The sequence below is a fragment of the Streptomyces sp. NPDC006435 genome (assembly GCF_040612315.1).
Classification (GTDB): Bacteria; Actinomycetota; Actinomycetes; order Streptomycetales; family Streptomycetaceae; genus Streptomyces.
The window spans coordinates 1-14,744 of record NZ_JBEXPY010000085.1 but is presented as its reverse complement, the minus strand read 5'-3'; the positions used below and the strand labels follow the sequence as shown (position 1 = coordinate 14,744).

General features: G+C 70.4%; 14 protein-coding genes and 2 pseudogenes. 12 read left to right on the top strand and 4 right to left on the bottom strand.

Going from position 1 to position 14,744, the window contains the following annotated elements; genetic code table 11:
• The 5 genes from ABZZ04_RS38430 to ABZZ04_RS38410 all read left to right on the top strand — a co-directional run.
• Positions 1-561 (top strand): hypothetical protein (locus ABZZ04_RS38430; RefSeq protein ID WP_356936885.1); only part of this gene is annotated, 561 nt, incomplete at its 5' end.
• Positions 562-846: 285 nt separating this feature from the next.
• Positions 847-1,566 carry a class F sortase gene (locus tag ABZZ04_RS38425; RefSeq protein ID WP_356936884.1) on the top strand — a complete coding sequence of 240 codons (720 nt, stop codon included), beginning with the start codon at positions 847-849 and terminating at the stop codon, positions 1,564-1,566.
• Between the two features lie 131 nt (positions 1,567-1,697).
• The gene (locus tag ABZZ04_RS38420; RefSeq protein ID WP_356936883.1) at positions 1,698-3,212 is read left to right on the top strand and encodes a hypothetical protein; all 1,515 of its coding nucleotides are present in this window, start codon (positions 1,698-1,700) and stop codon (positions 3,210-3,212) included.
• A gap of 210 nt (positions 3,213-3,422) precedes the next feature.
• Positions 3,423-4,223 carry a DUF6585 family protein gene (locus tag ABZZ04_RS38415; RefSeq protein WP_356936882.1) on the top strand — a complete coding sequence of 267 codons (801 nt, stop codon included), beginning with the start codon at positions 3,423-3,425 and terminating at the stop codon, positions 4,221-4,223.
• A gap of 343 nt (positions 4,224-4,566) precedes the next feature.
• Positions 4,567-6,390 carry a coagulation factor 5/8 type domain-containing protein gene (locus ABZZ04_RS38410; RefSeq protein WP_356936881.1) on the top strand — a complete coding sequence of 608 codons (1,824 nt, stop codon included), beginning with the start codon at positions 4,567-4,569 and terminating at the stop codon, positions 6,388-6,390.
• A 70-nt stretch (positions 6,391-6,460) separates the two neighbouring features.
• On the opposite strand, the gene ABZZ04_RS38405 is transcribed toward ABZZ04_RS38410, so the two are convergent.
• Together ABZZ04_RS38405 and ABZZ04_RS38400 are read right to left on the bottom strand one after the other, a co-directional pair.
• On the bottom strand, positions 6,461-6,589 hold the full coding sequence (locus tag ABZZ04_RS38405; RefSeq protein WP_356936880.1) for a DUF397 domain-containing protein: 129 nt from the start codon (positions 6,587-6,589) through the stop codon (positions 6,461-6,463).
• 84 nt (positions 6,590-6,673) lie between these two features.
• Positions 6,674-7,516 (bottom strand): helix-turn-helix transcriptional regulator, encoded by an 843-nt coding sequence (locus tag ABZZ04_RS38400; RefSeq protein WP_356936879.1) that lies wholly within the window; start codon positions 7,514-7,516, stop codon positions 6,674-6,676.
• A 108-nt stretch (positions 7,517-7,624) separates the two neighbouring features.
• Between ABZZ04_RS38400 and ABZZ04_RS38395 the strand changes: the two genes are divergently transcribed.
• A complete protein-coding gene (locus ABZZ04_RS38395; RefSeq protein WP_356936878.1) occupies positions 7,625-7,849 on the top strand; it encodes a hypothetical protein in 225 nt (74 codons plus the stop codon).
• A gap of 133 nt (positions 7,850-7,982) precedes the next feature.
• Complete coding sequence (locus ABZZ04_RS38390; RefSeq protein WP_356936877.1) at positions 7,983-8,942, top strand: hypothetical protein; 960 nt, start codon at positions 7,983-7,985, stop codon at positions 8,940-8,942.
• 128 nt (positions 8,943-9,070) lie between these two features.
• On the opposite strand, the pseudogene ABZZ04_RS38385 reads toward ABZZ04_RS38390, so the two are convergent.
• Positions 9,071-9,925: pseudogene (locus ABZZ04_RS38385) on the bottom strand (helix-turn-helix transcriptional regulator); the annotation flags it as partial.
• A gap of 222 nt (positions 9,926-10,147) precedes the next feature.
• Here ABZZ04_RS38385 and ABZZ04_RS38380 point away from each other — a divergent pair.
• The 3 genes from ABZZ04_RS38380 to ABZZ04_RS38370 all read left to right on the top strand — a co-directional run bounded on the left by ABZZ04_RS38380 (position 10,148) and on the right by ABZZ04_RS38370 (position 12,609).
• Entirely contained in the window at positions 10,148-11,164 is a 1,017-nt protein-coding gene (locus ABZZ04_RS38380) for a zinc-dependent alcohol dehydrogenase family protein (RefSeq protein ID WP_356936876.1), read from the top strand.
• A 69-nt stretch (positions 11,165-11,233) separates the two neighbouring features.
• Complete coding sequence (locus tag ABZZ04_RS38375) at positions 11,234-11,647, top strand: cupin domain-containing protein (RefSeq protein WP_356936875.1); 414 nt, start codon at positions 11,234-11,236, stop codon at positions 11,645-11,647.
• Between the two features lie 80 nt (positions 11,648-11,727).
• The gene (locus ABZZ04_RS38370) at positions 11,728-12,609 is read left to right on the top strand and encodes a glycosyltransferase (protein ID WP_356936874.1); all 882 of its coding nucleotides are present in this window, start codon (positions 11,728-11,730) and stop codon (positions 12,607-12,609) included.
• Positions 12,610-12,664: 55 nt separating this feature from the next.
• On the opposite strand, the gene ABZZ04_RS38365 is transcribed toward ABZZ04_RS38370, so the two are convergent.
• A complete protein-coding gene (locus ABZZ04_RS38365; protein WP_356936873.1) occupies positions 12,665-13,387 on the bottom strand; it encodes a DUF981 family protein in 723 nt (240 codons plus the stop codon).
• 315 nt (positions 13,388-13,702) lie between these two features.
• Here ABZZ04_RS38365 and ABZZ04_RS38360 point away from each other — a divergent pair, with 315 nt between their 5' ends.
• On the top strand, positions 13,703-14,125 hold the full coding sequence (locus ABZZ04_RS38360; RefSeq protein WP_356936872.1) for a DUF6507 family protein: 423 nt from the start codon (positions 13,703-13,705) through the stop codon (positions 14,123-14,125).
• Positions 14,122-14,744: pseudogene (locus tag ABZZ04_RS38355) on the top strand (hypothetical protein); the annotation flags it as partial. The gene ABZZ04_RS38360 and the pseudogene ABZZ04_RS38355, both read left to right, overlap by 4 nt.

The window sequence follows — 14,744 nt, the reverse complement described above, 5'->3', positions numbered from 1 at the left end:
GGCGGCGACCGGGGCGACAAGCCCTGGGGCGGCGTCCACGCCGGCGGCGGCTTCATGGCCTCCGTGATCACCGGTGACGACGAGGGCGGCCGCGGCGGCGACCACGACAAGGGTGGCAAGGACGACCGGGGTGGCTACGGCGACCACGACAAGGGCGGCAAGGACGACCGCGGCGGCTACGGCGGCGACCGCGGCGGCGACCGGGGCGACAAGCCCTGGGGCGGCGTCCACGCCGGCGGCGGCTTCATGGCCTCCGTGATCACCGGTGACGACGAGGGCGGCCGCGGTGGTTACGGCGACCACGACAAGGGCGGCAAGGACGACCGCGGCGGCTACGGCGACCGGGGCGGCGACCGTGGTGGTTACGGCGACCGCGGCGACGACCGCGGTGGCTACGGCGACCACGGCGACAAGCCCCGCGGCGGTGTCCACACCGGTGGTGGCGGCATGGCGATGACCGGTGGCGGTCTGGCCGCCGGCTCGGCGCTGCTCCTCGGTGGTGTCGGCGTCGGCGCGTACAAGCTGCGCCGCCGCCAGTCGACGGGTGGCGCGATGGCCTGACCGGGCCGATCGCCGTCCGAACGGCACGTTGTCGCGGCCGTCGCCCCTCGGGGCGGCGGTCGCGGCGGCTGCGTTTCCCCCCGAGTAAATCCCGGATAAGCCCCGGGCCCGCGCGGCCCGGCCTCCTCGCCGGGCCCGTACGGCCCGGCCCCTCCCCCGTACGCAGCACCCGTACCCGTGCCCGTGCCCGTACGCAGCACCCGTACGCAGCACCCGTGCCCGTGCCCGTACACGGCACCCGCCTCCCCCTCAGCACCGCACGACTGAACCGAAAGGCACGTTCCCATGGCCGCCCCGCAGTCGACCGGCTCCACCCCCACCCGGACCGCCTCCCGAACCACACTGGGCCGCGCCCTGATGTGGCCCGCCGTGACAGCCGGTGTCGGCATCCTCCTCATCTACAACTCCTTCGGCACCCCGGTCGACGACAAACCGCCCGCACCGCCCGCGGCCGTCGCGTCCGCCACGCCCGAGATCCTCGGCTCCCACGCCGCGCCCGCCCCGCTCCCCCCGTCGCCGACCACCGTCGGCCCGACCATGCCGCGTTCCGTCCCCGAGCGGCTGAGCATCCCGGCCATCGGCGTCAACGCCCCGTTCACCGACCTGTCCCTCGGCGCCAACGGCCAGCTGAACGCGCCGCCCCCCAACGACAACAACCTGGTCGGCTGGTACAAGGACGGCGCCACCCCCGGCGAGCGCGGCGCCTCGATCGTGGCGGGCCACGTGGACACGCTGACCGGCCCGGCCGTGTTCCTCCAGCTCCAGTACCTCAAGCCCGGCGCCAAGGTGGACATCACCCGCGCGGACGGCTCCGTGGCCACGTTCAAGGTCGACTCCGTCGAGCAGTTCAGCAAGGCGGACTTCCCCGACGAGCGGGTCTACGCCGACACCAACTCCGCCCAGTTGCGCCTGATCACCTGCGGTGGCGCGTACGACAAGACCGCCAAGGACTACAAGGACAACGTGGTGGCCTTCGCCCATCTCGACACCTTCAAGGAGGGCTGAGCCGACGGCATCCGTCGGTGGTCGTCGGCACTCCGGCACAACCATCCGCCGGGGCGCGACGTCGTACGGGGCAGTGCGGAACCTTTTCCGTACTGCCCCGACCGACGTCCCGAGCACCGGAGTTGATCCACGTGCCTGTTCTTTCCCCCCGCCGTCGGCTGGCGATCGCGACCGGTGTCGCCCTGGTCGCAGGAGCCCTCGCCGCGCCCGTGGGTCATGCCGCCGCGCAGTCGTCCGCCCCGGCCGCGCAGCCGTCCGCCGCCACCGCGAGCACGCCGAGCACCGAGCGGCTGCGCGACGACTTCAACGGCGACGGCTACCCGGACGTCGCCGTCGGCGCCCCCATGGCCACCACCGTCGTCGGCTCGGAGGAGGGCGCGGGCGCCGTGAGCGTCCTCTTCGGCGGTCCCGGCGGCCTGTCCTCCGCCCGCAAGCAGGTGCTGACCTGGCCGAACCGCTCCGGCATCGAGGGAGGCAGCGACGCCCGTTACGGCACGGAGCTGCGCAGCGCCGACCTGAACGCCGACGGTTACGCGGACCTCGTCAGCCGCCTCTGGGCGAACATCCCCGGCGACCAGGGCACGGTCCTGTCCGTCAACTGGGGCGGCGCGTCCGGCCTTTCGAAGAACGCCACGGTCCTCGCCCCCGTCCCCGGCGACCAGACCGACGCCACCGGCGACCTGGACGTGGGCGACGTGGACGGCGACGGCTTCGCCGACATCGCGGTGGGCGACGTACGGCGCGGCGGCCACGTCCTGCACGGCCCGATCGGCAGTACGGGCAAGTCGAGCCGGATCAGCTCCTTCTCGGTCGACGGCACCGCCGTGCTCGACACCTCGGAGATCGCCGTCGGCGACGTGACCGGCGACGGCGTGGGCGACCTGGTGATCCTCGGCTTCGCAGAGGACGGCCCGTGGGCGCAGCACACGTACCTGTTGAAGGGCGGTCGCACCGGTTTCGCCGCGCCGGTCGAGATCAAGGACGCGGACGGCGCCGGGGTCGGCGGCGTCAGTGTGGGCATCGCCGACCTGGACAAGGACGGCCACGGGGACGTCGTCATCGGGCGCGGCGACGAGTGGTCGCACGCGGACACCCCGGTGAAGAAGGGCGGCGCGCTCTTCGTCTCGTACGGCGGCCCGACGGGGCAGAGCACCACCCGAAAGCCCGTCTGGATCAACCAGGACACCGAGGGCGTCTCGGGCACGGCCGAGGCCCACGACCGGATGGGCTACAGCCTGGCGCTGGGCGACACGGACGGCGACACCTACCCCGACATCGCCGTGGGCCTGCCCGGCGAGCGGATCAACGGCATCTCCGACGCCGGCCGGGTCCTGGTGTTCAAGGGCGGTCCGAAGGGCGTGAGCGGCGCGGGCACCAAGGAGTTCGGCCAGTACACGGCCGGGGTCCCGGGCGTCGCCGAGGCGGGCGACCAGTTCGGCGAGGCCGTCGCGCTGGGCGACTACGACAACAACGGCCGTACGGAGATGGTGGTCGGCGCCCCCACGGAGAACAACAGCAAGGGCGCCCTGTGGATCTTCGGTACGGACCCCACCGGGATCGTCGCCAAGGGCTCCGTCTCGTTCGGCGCGGCCACGATCGGCGCCCCGACCAACCAGTCCCGCTTCAGCGAGACGCTGACGGACTGAGCAGGTGTCCTCGCCCCCCGGCCGCGAGCTGCGCAGATCTGGATGATCCGGAGCGCGGGGCCGGCGGGACGACTCGGCGACGCTGCCGGCCCATGCCCGCCGGGCCGGGGCACTCTTCCCGTACGGGCTCCCCTCCCCGACAATGGCCCTCAACTGCCTGGCCTTGGGGGGCTCGTGTCGGATCGTGGTTCCACTCCTGTTCCACCCTCCATGCGCAGAGTCGCGCGGGAGTTCGAACTCGGTTCGCGCCAGGGGCTGGTGTGGACCGAACCCAAGCGCTTTCCGTGGATCGTGGTGCTGCTTCCGGCACTGGTCGGACTGCCGATGCTCTGGCTGGGGATCTCGACCGCAGTGGAGAATCAGCGGAGCCACGGCGCCTGGTACTACGGGCTGCCGCTGCTCCTCCTGGGCTCCGCCATAGTCGCCGCAGCCGGGTATTTCCTCTTCCTCGCGCTCACGAGACGGCAGGCCCAGGTCTGGTTGGGCCACTACCAGCACGGCATCGTCCGGGAGGTCGCCGGGCACGTGCCGGAGGCGTACCCGTGGGACGAGATCGACGGCATTCGGCGGCGCAGCACCAAAGTGACGAACGGGATCACCAGCGTCACCACACACGAACTCTGGGTGCGCCCCAGCGAGGGCGCCGAGATCACGGTGACCGACGCGTACAAGGGGGTCGCACGGTTCATCGACGAACTGGACGAGACGTTCACGCGCGTACGGCTGCCGCAGGACAGGGACCGGCTGAAGGCGGGCGAACGGGTCGACTTCTTCGGCGCCCACCTCGATCCCGCCGGTGTCGGGTGCCTCGACCAACGGCTCGACTGGCGCGAGGTCGACCGGGTCGCGGTGGAACAGGGCTGGCTGGAGATCCATCGGCGCGGCGAGGGAAAGCCGTGGGCCAGGCTCCCCGTGGAGATGGTCGAGAATCTGTCGGTCTTCCTGGCCCTCGCCTCAAGGATGCGCCGGGAAGCGGCCGGAAAGCGGCCGCAGCCGGACGATCCGGCCTGATCACTCGACACGGACCGACGGACCGACGGGCTGACGGACCGACGGACCGCGAGGGGCGGGGACGGGCCTTCCGGGGCTGTCCCCGCCCCTCGCCGTTCATACGGCACCCCCTGAATGCACACCCCCACCGAACCGACCCCATAACGGGTCAATCGCCTTTCCCATGGCTTTAGTTGTTGCACTCAAGCCGATCCCGGGCGCCCACCTGTGCACACCTCTTGACGTTCACCGCGCGGCAACGGAACCATCGGGATCCGTTGGGAGAGCGCTCTCAGAACGCTCTCAAGACGCTCCCCCGACAGTTCGTCGTGCATCCGAACCACGACTCAGGAGAAGTGTTCCCATGCATGCTCCCCCCACAGCACCCCCACGCCTCAGCCCTCGTTCCGGCCTCCGCCGCAGCCGTCGGGGCCGCCGGAGCCGGATTCCCGGACCGGCCGTGATCGCCGCACTCGCCGCCGCGCTGCTCGCCTCCGTCCTCGCGGCCCCGACGGCACACGGCCAGAACAACGCACAGGAGATCGTCGGCGGCGGCGACCTGGGCCCCAACGTCCTGGTCTTCGACCCCTCGACGCCGGACATCCAGGGCAAGGTCGACGAGATCTTCGAGCGGCAGGAGTCGGCGCAGTTCGGCGACGGCCGCTACGCGTTGTTCTTCAAGCCGGGCACGTACGACAACATCAACGCGCAGCTCGGCTTCTACACCTCGATCGCCGGGCTGGGGCTGAGCCCGGACGACACCACGTTCAACGGCGACGTGACGGTCGACGCCGGCTGGTTCAACGGGAACGCCACCCAGAACTTCTGGCGCTCGGCGGAGAACCTGGCGCTCAACCCGGTGAACGGCACGGACCGTTGGGCGGTGTCGCAGGCCGCGCCGTTCCGCCGGATGCACGTCCGGGGCGGGCTGAACCTCGCGCCCGACGGCTACGGCTGGGCCAGCGGCGGCTACATCGCCGACAGCAGGATCGACGGCCAGGTCGCACCGTACTCACAACAGCAGTGGTACACCCGGGACAGCTCGGTCGGCGGCTGGAACAACGCCGTCTGGAACATGACGTTCTCCGGCGTCGAGGGCGCGCCCGCACAGAGCTTCCCGAATCCGCCGTACACCACGCTGGACACCACCCCCGTCTCGCGCGAGAAGCCGTTCCTGTACCTCGACGGGGACGCGTACAAGGTGTTCGTGCCCGCGAAGCGCATCAACGCGCGCGGCACTTCCTGGGGCAACGGCACGCCGCAGGGCGAGTCGATACCGCTGGACCGGTTCTACGTGGTGAAGCCCGGGGCGACCGCGGAGACGATCAACGCGGCGGTGGAGCAGGGCCTGCACCTGCTGTTCACACCCGGCATCCACCACGTGGACCGGCCGATCGACATCGACCGCGCCGACACCGTGGTGCTCGGCCTGGGCCTCGCCACGATCGTCCCGGACAACGGCGTCACGGCCATCAGGGTCGGTGACGTGGACGGGGTGAAGCTCGCCGGGCTGCTCGTCGACGCCGGTCCCACCAACTCGGACACCCTGGTCGAGGTCGGCCCGGCGGGCGCCTCCGCGCGCCACGCGGACAACCCGACGTCGCTCCAGGACGTGTTCGTACGGGTCGGCGGCGCCGGGGCCGGCCGGGCCACCACCGGCATGGTGATCAACAGCAACGACACGATCGTCGACCACACCTGGATCTGGCGCGCCGACCACGGCGAGGGCGTCGGCTGGGAGACCAACCGGGCCGACTACGGCCTCCAGGTCAACGGCGACGACGTCCTGGCGACCGGCCTGTTCGTCGAGCACTTCAACAAGTACGACGTCCGGTGGTCCGGCGAGAACGGCCGGACGATCTTCTTCCAGAACGAGAAGGCGTACGACGCCCCCAACCAGGCCGCCATCCAGAACGGCGACATCAAGGGCTTCGCGGCCTACAAGGTCGACGACTCGGTGAACAACCACGAGGGCTGGGGCCTGGGCAGCTACTGCTACTTCAACGTCGACCCGACGATCCGCCAGGACCACGGTTTCCAGGCGCCGGTGAAGCCCGGTGTGAGGTTCCACGACCTGCTGGTGGTCTCGCTCGGCGGCAAGGGCCAGTACGAGCACGTCATCAACGGGACGGGGTCGCCCACCTCGGGCTCGGACACCATTCCGTCGCAGGTGGTGTCGTTCCCGTAGTACGTACAGGAACGGGAGTGGGGCCCGGTCGTCGCGGCGACCGGGCCCCACTCCGTGGTTCGACGCACCGTCACACCAGACGGTCACCCTTGACCGCCGTCACGAACGGCGTCCAGGCCGAGGCCGCGAAGACGACGGCCGGACCGTGCGGGTTCTTGCTGTCACGGACGGGGACGCAGGCGGTGCAGGCATCGTTCACTTCGAGGCACTCGCCCCGCCGTTGTCGCCGCTGTGGCTGGACTTGTGCCAGGCGGACAGGACCGAGGCGTCCAGGACGATGGTCTCACTGCGCTTCATGTTCGTACTCCTCCGCAACCGAACGGATGAGGGCCAGGGACTCCCGATGCGAGAGCGCATCCCCCAGTGCGTGATCGTAGGCCGCCTGAAAGTCGCGCACTGCCGATGAGTTCTCCCAGAGCCGCCCCGACTTGAGCCCTTCGGTGTAGGCGACAGGCGGCAGGTCTTCGAACCACATCAGGGAGACCAATCCCTCCAGCAGCGCGTGATAGCCCGCCGAGAACGGCAGGACGTGCACCCGTACGCGCCGACGTTCCCCGAACTCCACAACACGAAGCAGCTGTTCGGCCATCAGGGCCGGGCTGCCAACGGGACGGCGCAACGCCGCCTCGTCGAGCAGCACCCACATCACGGGCGATTCGAAGTTGTCGAGGATGCGGGCGCGCTTCAGGCGTGTGACAAGGAGCCTGTCACGTTCCTCTTCACTCTTGAGCGGGAAGCCTGAGCTCAACACCTCGCGGGCGTACGCCTCCGTCTGGAGCAGACCGGGAATCAGCTTGGGGTCGTAATGCCGAAGCACCGTCGCCTGCTTCTCGAACTCCACAACCGCCTCGAAGTACTCGGCGATCTTGTGTTCGTCGTCCAGCACGGGCAGGAACCGCACGAAGAATCCGCCCGTTTCCAGCACTTGATCCAGCCGCTCGGCGTCCTCCGGCGAGGGCAGCCGCCGCCCCGCCTCCATGTGGGCGAGGTGCGTACGGGACAGGAACGCACGTTGGCTCAACTGCTCCTGCGTCAGCCCCGCCATTTCCCTGCGGCTGCGTAATTCCTTGCCATACAGGACCCGAGCCTTGGGAATCCCCTCCCCGGCCACCGGCAACTCCCCCATGTGCGAAGCGCATCGTCACGCTGAAACCTCTGGCGAGCGTAGCCGCAGGCAGCTCACCCTGTGGCATGAATCACCTGCACAGAGTGAAGTGAACCGAGAGGAACCGTCATGACAACACCCTTCGGGCAGGACGCCTTTGTTGCCCACACCGGTACCGAGGTCTACGGCCCCGGCAAGGTCATCGGGGTGGACGGGCCCCTGCGGCGGGTGCGGTTCGTGCATTTCGTGGCGACCATCAACGCGGGCGATCTGCGCGCCGCGTCGCCCGAGGAGACGCACGTGATCCAGGCGTGGATCCAGCGGAAGCAGGAGCGTTACGGCGGGGAGTGGTAGCCGGGTGAAGTGACCCTGCGTGTGCGGATGTTCATGTACGGTGACAAATGAAGCGGCCCCCATCGCCGGGTGCAACCAGCGACAAGGGCCTTCACCGCCAGTTCCTAAACTGTTAGAGACAGGAACACGAACGATGCTTCGGCATGTTATCGCGCCCTTGCGCCACTTCTCCCAGATCTCCAACGAGATCCTGCGGCATCCCCGGCTGTCGTCCGACGCCGTCCGCATCCTCACCTGGCAGCTCTCCCTTCCCCCGGGCGCCGAGGAGTCCCTCTCCCGCACCGCCGTCCGCGCCGGTATCGGGAAGGGCGCCTTCAACCGGGCCAAGGCCCAGCTCAAGGGAGAGGGATTCGTGCACGAGTGGCGACAGCAGGGGCTGCGCGGCCTCTGGTCCACCGTGCAGCTCGTCTCCTCCGTGCCGCTGACCGCCGAGGAGGCCCTCGCCGTACGCAACGGCCGTCCGACGGCCGCCGTGCGCGACGAGTGTCCGACGGCCGCCTGTCCGGCCGCCGGTGAGCCGAAGGGTCGGGCCGCCGGTCGTCATCCCGAAAAGACCCCCGTCGGAAACACTTCCACCCCTCCCTCTCCCCCGCCTCCTGTTCCTTCTCCGGACTCCGAATGCGACCGCGAGGCGCGGGAGTTGATCGCCGGGATCACGGCCATGGATCCCCGGCTGGCCGTGCCGCGCGGCATGGTCCCGCAGCTCGTTGCGCTCGCCTCCGAGTGGCTGGTCCTCGGGCACACCGCCGACGACGTACGCGGCCGGGTCCGGCGCGGACTGCCGGGCCGCGAACGGGCCATCCACCGTCCGGGCGGCCTCCTGCGGTACCTGCTCAGCGAACCGGAACCCGTACCGCCGCCGGTGGCACCTCCCGCCGCGACTCCGCCGCCCCGCCTGACCTCGATGCGCGAGTGCGCCGGGCCCCACCACGTGCAGCCGATGCTCTTCACCCCGGAGGGGGACGAGGAGCTGTGCGCCATGTGCCGGGACGCGTCGCTCGTCGGGGAGTCGGCAGCGGTGGCGGCCACGGTACGCGGCGCAGCCGCCGTACGCGCGGGGCTGTCCGGGCGACGGACCGCCGCCCGTCACTGACCCGACTGCACCGGCTCCTGCGGGTCGCGGTCGATGGCCTTGCTGCCCTTGCTGCCTGTGCTGTCCGCGTCGCTGTCTGTGCTGTCCTCGTCCTTCGGCGTCTCGGCGGCCCCGGCATCGGCGGCCCCGGTCGCGGCCCAGGAGGCGAGCAGGCGCAGGCCCTCCTCGGAGGGCGAGCCGGGTTCGGCGGTGTAGACGGTGAGGGTGAGGCCGGGTTCGGCGGCCATCTCCAGGCCCTCGTAGGCGAGGGTCAGCTCTCCGACGACCGGGTGGCGGAAGCGCTTCGTACCGGTGCCGTGGTGCCGGACGTCGTGGGCGCCCCAACGGGTGCGGAACTCCTCGCTGCGGGTGCACAGTTCGCCGACGAGGTCGTGGAGGTCCTTGTCGTGCGGGTCGCGGCCCGCCTCGGTGCGCAGAATGCCGACGGCCATGTCGGCGAACAGGTCCCAGTCGGGGTAGAAGCGGTGGGAGGCCGGGGCGAGGAAGTTGAAACGGGCAAGGTTGGGCCGGCCGTCCGGGGCGCTCTCGTAGACATCGCTGTAGAAGGCGCGGGCGAGCGGGTTGACGGCCAGCAGGTCCATGCGGCCGTTGCGGACGAAGGCGGGTCCGGCGGTGATGGCGTCCAGGGTCCACTGCAGGCTGCGGTGCGGAGCCCACTGCCCCTTGGTCCGTCGGCGCCGGGGCCGGGCGAGGGCGTCGCTGCCGTCGGCGGCCTGCGCCAGGAGCAGCAGGTGGGCGCGCTCGGCGTCGTCGAGCCGGAGTGCGCGGGCGACGGCCTCCAGGACTGCCGGGGAGACACCGGCGAGGTTTCCGCGCTCCAGCTTGGCGTAGTACTCGACGCTGACGTCGGCCAGGGCCGCGACCTCGCTGCGGCGCAGACCGGGCACGCGGCGCCGGGGCCCGGCGGGCAGCCCGACCCGGTCGGGGGTGATCTTCGCTCGCCGCGAGGTGAGGAACTCGCGGACCTCTTCACGGTTGTCCACTCCTCGACCGTACGTCTCCCCCGCCGGGACAGGGGTGTACTGCCGGTACACCCTTCGACGGTGACTCGCTGCCCGTGCGGAAAGCCGGTTGTCTGGATGACGTGGTGCTTCCCGTCCCGCCGTGCATCCGGCCGGACCGGGCCCGCCCCGGACCGGGGCCCTCCCCCGCACCCACCGGTACCACCGCGTACCGGCCGCTTCACAGCACGTAAGGAACCTCCCATGCGCGGAGCAGTGATCCACGCCCCCGGCGACGTACGCTTCGAGACCCTCGACGACCCGAGGATCCTCCACCCGACCGACGCGATCATCCGCACCGCCGTCACCTGTGTCTGCGGCTCGGACCTGTGGCCGTACCGGGGCCTGGAACCGATCGGCGACCCGCACCCGATGGGGCACGAGTACGTCGGCGTCGTCGAGGAGGTCGGCAGCGAGGTCACCTCGGTCCGGCCGGGACAGTTCGTCGTCGGCTCGTTCGCCACCTCGGACAACACCTGCGCGAACTGCCTGAGCGGCTTCCCGTCCAACTGCCTGCACCGTGAGTTCATGTCCACCTGCCAGGCGGAGTACATACGCATCCCGAACGCCCAGGGCACCCTGGTCGCCACGGACGGGGTGCCCGGCGAGGAGTTCTGGCCCGGTCTGCTGGCCGTGTCCGACGTGATGGGCACGGGCTGGTGGGCCGCCGACGCCGCCGGGGTGGGGCCCGGTTCCACCGCCGTCGTCGTCGGCGACGGGGCGGTCGGCCTGTGCGGGGTGATCGCGGCGAAGGAACTGGGCGCGGAACGGATCATCGCCATGTCCCGCCACGAGTCCCGGCAGCAACTCGCCCGCGAGTTCGGCGCCACCGACATCGTCACCGAGCGCGGTGACGAGGGCATCGCCCGTATCAAGGACCTCACCGGCGGAATCGGCGCCGACAGCGTGCTGGAGTGCGTCGGCACCGCCCAGGCCATGCGGCAGGCCCTGCACTCGGCCCGGCCCGGCGGCAGCGTCGGCTTCGTCGGCGTGCCCCACGAAGTGGCGATCGACGGGCAGGAGCTGTTCTTCTCCCACGTCGGCCTGCGCGGCGGCCCCGCCCCCGTACGCCGCTACCTGCCCGACCTGATCGAACGCGTCCTGACCGGTCGCATCGACCCGGGCAAGGTCTTCGACCTCGCGCTGCCCCTGGAGCGGGTCGCCGAGGGCTACCGGGCCATGGACGAGCGCCGCGCCGTCAAGGCCCTCCTCACCCCCTGAACCGCCCCCGCCGCCCCCGCCGCCCCCGCCGCCCCCGCCGCCCGAAGGAACGATCCGAAGGAACGAACCATGCAGATCACCCGCAGCTCGATCGCCACCGTCAAGGGCCCCGCCGACTGGTTCACCGGTGACGTGTACATCGACCCCGTCGCCGCCGCCCCGGCCCCGTCCCGGGTCACCGCGTCCCTGGTGCACTTCATGCCCGGCGCCCGCACCCACTGGCACCGCCACCCGCTGGGCCAGACCGTTTTCGTCACCGAGGGGATCGGCCTGTGCCAACGCCGGGGCGGACCGGTGGAAGTCATCCGGCCCGGCGACCGCGTCCTGTTCGAGGCCGACGAGGAACACTGGCACGGCGCCGCCCCGAACCGGCTGATGGTCCACCTGGCCATCAACGAGGGCGACGACGACCACGCCGTCGTGCACTGGCTGACCCCCGTCACCGACGAGGAGTACACCGCCGCCGACCTGCTCACCGGCTGACCCCGGGACCGGGTGCGGCGCGAGGACCACCTCGCGCGGCGCTAGCATCGGCACTCCGCCAACCACTGGAGTTTGCCGCTATGTCGCTGCCGCGTATCGGGGTCGTCATCGTGACCATGGGCACCCGCCCACGGGAACTGGAGGCTCTTCTCACCTCGGTGGAGAAGCAGGACGTGCCGGCGGCGCGCGTGGTACTGATCGGCAACGCGACTCCCCTCACCGATGTGGACGTGGCGGAGAACGTGACCAAGATCCCCCTCGACGAGAACCTCGGTTGCCCCGGGGGCCGCAATGTCGGTCTGGAGTTGCTGCGCGACTCCGGCGACGTCGATGTCGTCGTCGAGCTGGACGACGACGGCCTGCTCATCGACATGGGCGTGTTCCGGAAGGTCCAGGAACTGTTCGCGTCCGACCCGCGACTCGGGATCATCGGGTTCCGGGTCGCCGACGAGCACGGGCACACCGAACGGCGCTGGATTCCCCGGCTGCGCGCCGACGACCCGATGCGCCGGGGCCTGGTGACGGCGTTCCTCGGCGGCGGGCACGCCTTCTCCGTACCGATGCTCAAGCAGACCGGCCTGTGGGCCGGGGAGTTCTTCTTCGGGCACGAGGAGTCCGACCTGGCGTGGCGTGCGCTCGACGAGGGCTGGAAGATCCTCTACGAGCCCGAACTCGTCCTGCAGCACCCGAAGACGTCCCCGGCGCGGCACGCGGTCTACTACCGGTTCACGGCGCGCAACCGCGTATGGCTGGCACGCCGCCGGCTCCCGGTCCCGCTGATCCCGGTCTACCTCGGCGTGTGGACCGGGATCACCATGATCCGCATGCGCTCCTTGAGCGGCGCGAAGGCATGGTGGGGCGGCTTCGCCGAGGGTGTGCGGACATCGTGCGGCCCGCGCAAGGCGATGAAGTGGCGCACGGTGTGGCGCATGACCCGCCTGGGCCGCCCCCCGATCCTCTGACCCCTCGAATGGTCCCGCGCGCGTGACGGGCTCGGACTACCGGGCCCGCACCGACTCACATGGTGTTGACGATGAGCCCGATGTGAGTGAAGTAGTTCAGTCCGCCGAAGAACAGGAAGGCGAGTCCGGACACCCCCCAGGCGACTCCGATGACCGGGCTCATCCATGTCCTGGGACGCCGCAGCGCGAACGGGAAGAGGACCGCGCCGATGCCGACCAGGACGTACAGCCCGGACATGAAGCTCGCTTCCAGAAGCGGCCACTCCGCGAACTCGCCGGAGATGGGCTCCTCCGGCGGGGCGGCGAAGAGGGTGTACTTCCAGCCTGCGGCGGCGATACCGAAGCAGGCGAGCCCCATTCCGAAGACGAACACGGAAATGGGCGCGGCGATCTGGGCCGTACGGGTGACGCGGTCGTCGCCGAGGAGTTCGGCGCCCCGCTTCCAGAGATAAAAAGCGGCGGCGAGCAGAAATACGCCGAAGGCCAGTGCCGGCTCACCGAAGATGACGTTGTCGAACGGAAAACCCTGCCCGGCGAGCGGCCAGGTCAGGGTCATGTGAAGACCGGTGGTGACGAGGGTGAAGCCGAGGGCGCCGAAGGCCAGCGCCCACCCCTCGGGCGCGATGGCGCTCCGGGAGGTGAGGAACTGACGCCCCAGCACCACCAGGAGCAGAAGCCCCGCACCGGCGGCCACGGACATGATCGTGTTGTAGGTCGGCATCCGAGTCCAGTCGATCTTCAGGCCGGATGCGGCGAGGGGCTCGACGTACTGAATCATTCCCGCAGAATAACCCTCCATTCACCTTATGCACCTTTTATGCTTTTCGCCAGAAATTGGCTTTCTGTCGGGAAGATGGCCCCACCCATCGTCAACTGCAAACACACTCCCAACACCACCCGGGACCACCCCCACCAGGTTTCACCACGTCATAAGCAAGCCAATGTCGACCGATTGACGGTTTGCTGATTGCGTCAGCGACGCCCGGGTTGATAGAGATGACCATGCGAACGGCTGTTCGCCACACGAGGGGTCGACTCGGGAGTTACGGGGACGGGGCGGCCGGTCCGGTACGGGGCGCAAGGGGGGCTTGTCGTGGTGGGGTGGGACATCAGGCCGCAGGGGGTTCAGGGCCAGTTGAGGGTGGTCGGTGGTCATGCCGGTGATCTGCAGAAGGCCCTGACGGCGATGCTGGAGACGGTGTCGCAGGCGGCGCGGGCGGCGGGGACGGCGGTGCCGGGTGCGCAGGCGTCGACTCCTGTGCAGGGTCCGGTGGTGCCGGGGAGTGCGCCGTTGTCGCGTGCGGCGATGGGTCCGGTGGCCGCGGCGCTGGGCGAGTATCTGCGGGAGCGTGACAAGGACTTCAAGTCGATGGCCGAGCGCACGGAAGCATCGGTGCTGGGGGCGGTGGAGGCGACGGGGGCGTACTGCCGGGGTGATCTGGAGGCCGCCGAGCACGCGCAGCGGGCGGCCAGGGCGGTGCGGCTGGACCTTCTCAAGCGCGGAGAGCACCGGTGAGCGGGCCGGGGCCGGTCGATCCGGTCGGCATACCCGTCTTCACCGGCGACCTGGCGCTGCTCGATGTGAAGGTGACGGCGCTGTCCGGTCACGGGGCGAAGATCTCGGAGGCGGCCGGGGACGTGCACCGCAGCTTCGGCGGGCTGCGCGCCTTCTACAAGGCACCCGAGGCGGAGCAGTTGTTCGCGACGACCGGTCCGGTCGCGGCGAAGGGCCAGTCGCTGAGTTCGGACCTGTGCGTGATCGCCGGGGCGCTGGGCACCTACTCCGACGACGCTTTTCCGCTGGTGGAGAAGCTGAAGGAGCTGAAGCGGGACGCGGTGGCCTTCCGGGTGAAGGTGGACGGTGACGACAAGTGGTCCGAGGACGGGGACCTGGTCGAGGAGAACAACCGGCGCCGGGGCGAGATCGCGGAGGTGTGGGCGGCGTTCCAGGAGGTGGAGCGGGCCTGTCACGCCAAGATCGTCGCCCTGGTCGGCGGCAGCCCGCTGAAGAGCGGTGACGGCTCGGGCAAGCCCGGCACGTACGGGTACGACGCCGAGTCCCTGAAGCAGGCGGAGTCCCTGCCGTGGGGTGAGGCGGTTGAGGAGTCGACGCCGTGGTGGCAGGTGTGGGAGCA

What these genes read in the sequence shown, in the direction of transcription:
- ABZZ04_RS38375 (WP_356936875.1), top strand. Translation starts at nt 11,234, where the DNA reads ATGCAGATCACCCGCAGCTCGATCGCCACCGTCAAGGGCCCCGCCGAC.
- ABZZ04_RS38390 (WP_356936877.1), top strand. Translation starts at nt 7,983, where the DNA reads ATGCTTCGGCATGTTATCGCGCCCTTGCGCCACTTCTCCCAGATCTCC.
- ABZZ04_RS38380 (WP_356936876.1), top strand. Translation starts at nt 10,148, where the DNA reads ATGCGCGGAGCAGTGATCCACGCCCCCGGCGACGTACGCTTCGAGACC.
- ABZZ04_RS38395 (WP_356936878.1), top strand. Translation starts at nt 7,625, where the DNA reads ATGACAACACCCTTCGGGCAGGACGCCTTTGTTGCCCACACCGGTACC.
- ABZZ04_RS38425 (WP_356936884.1), top strand. Translation starts at nt 847, where the DNA reads ATGGCCGCCCCGCAGTCGACCGGCTCCACCCCCACCCGGACCGCCTCC.
- ABZZ04_RS38410 (WP_356936881.1), top strand. Translation starts at nt 4,567, where the DNA reads ATGCATGCTCCCCCCACAGCACCCCCACGCCTCAGCCCTCGTTCCGGC.
- ABZZ04_RS38370 (WP_356936874.1), top strand. Translation starts at nt 11,728, where the DNA reads ATGTCGCTGCCGCGTATCGGGGTCGTCATCGTGACCATGGGCACCCGC.
- ABZZ04_RS38365 (WP_356936873.1), bottom strand. Translation starts at nt 13,387, where the DNA reads ATGATTCAGTACGTCGAGCCCCTCGCCGCATCCGGCCTGAAGATCGAC.
- ABZZ04_RS38400 (WP_356936879.1), bottom strand. Translation starts at nt 7,516, where the DNA reads ATGGGGGAGTTGCCGGTGGCCGGGGAGGGGATTCCCAAGGCTCGGGTC.
- ABZZ04_RS38415 (WP_356936882.1), top strand. Translation starts at nt 3,423, where the DNA reads ATGCGCAGAGTCGCGCGGGAGTTCGAACTCGGTTCGCGCCAGGGGCTG.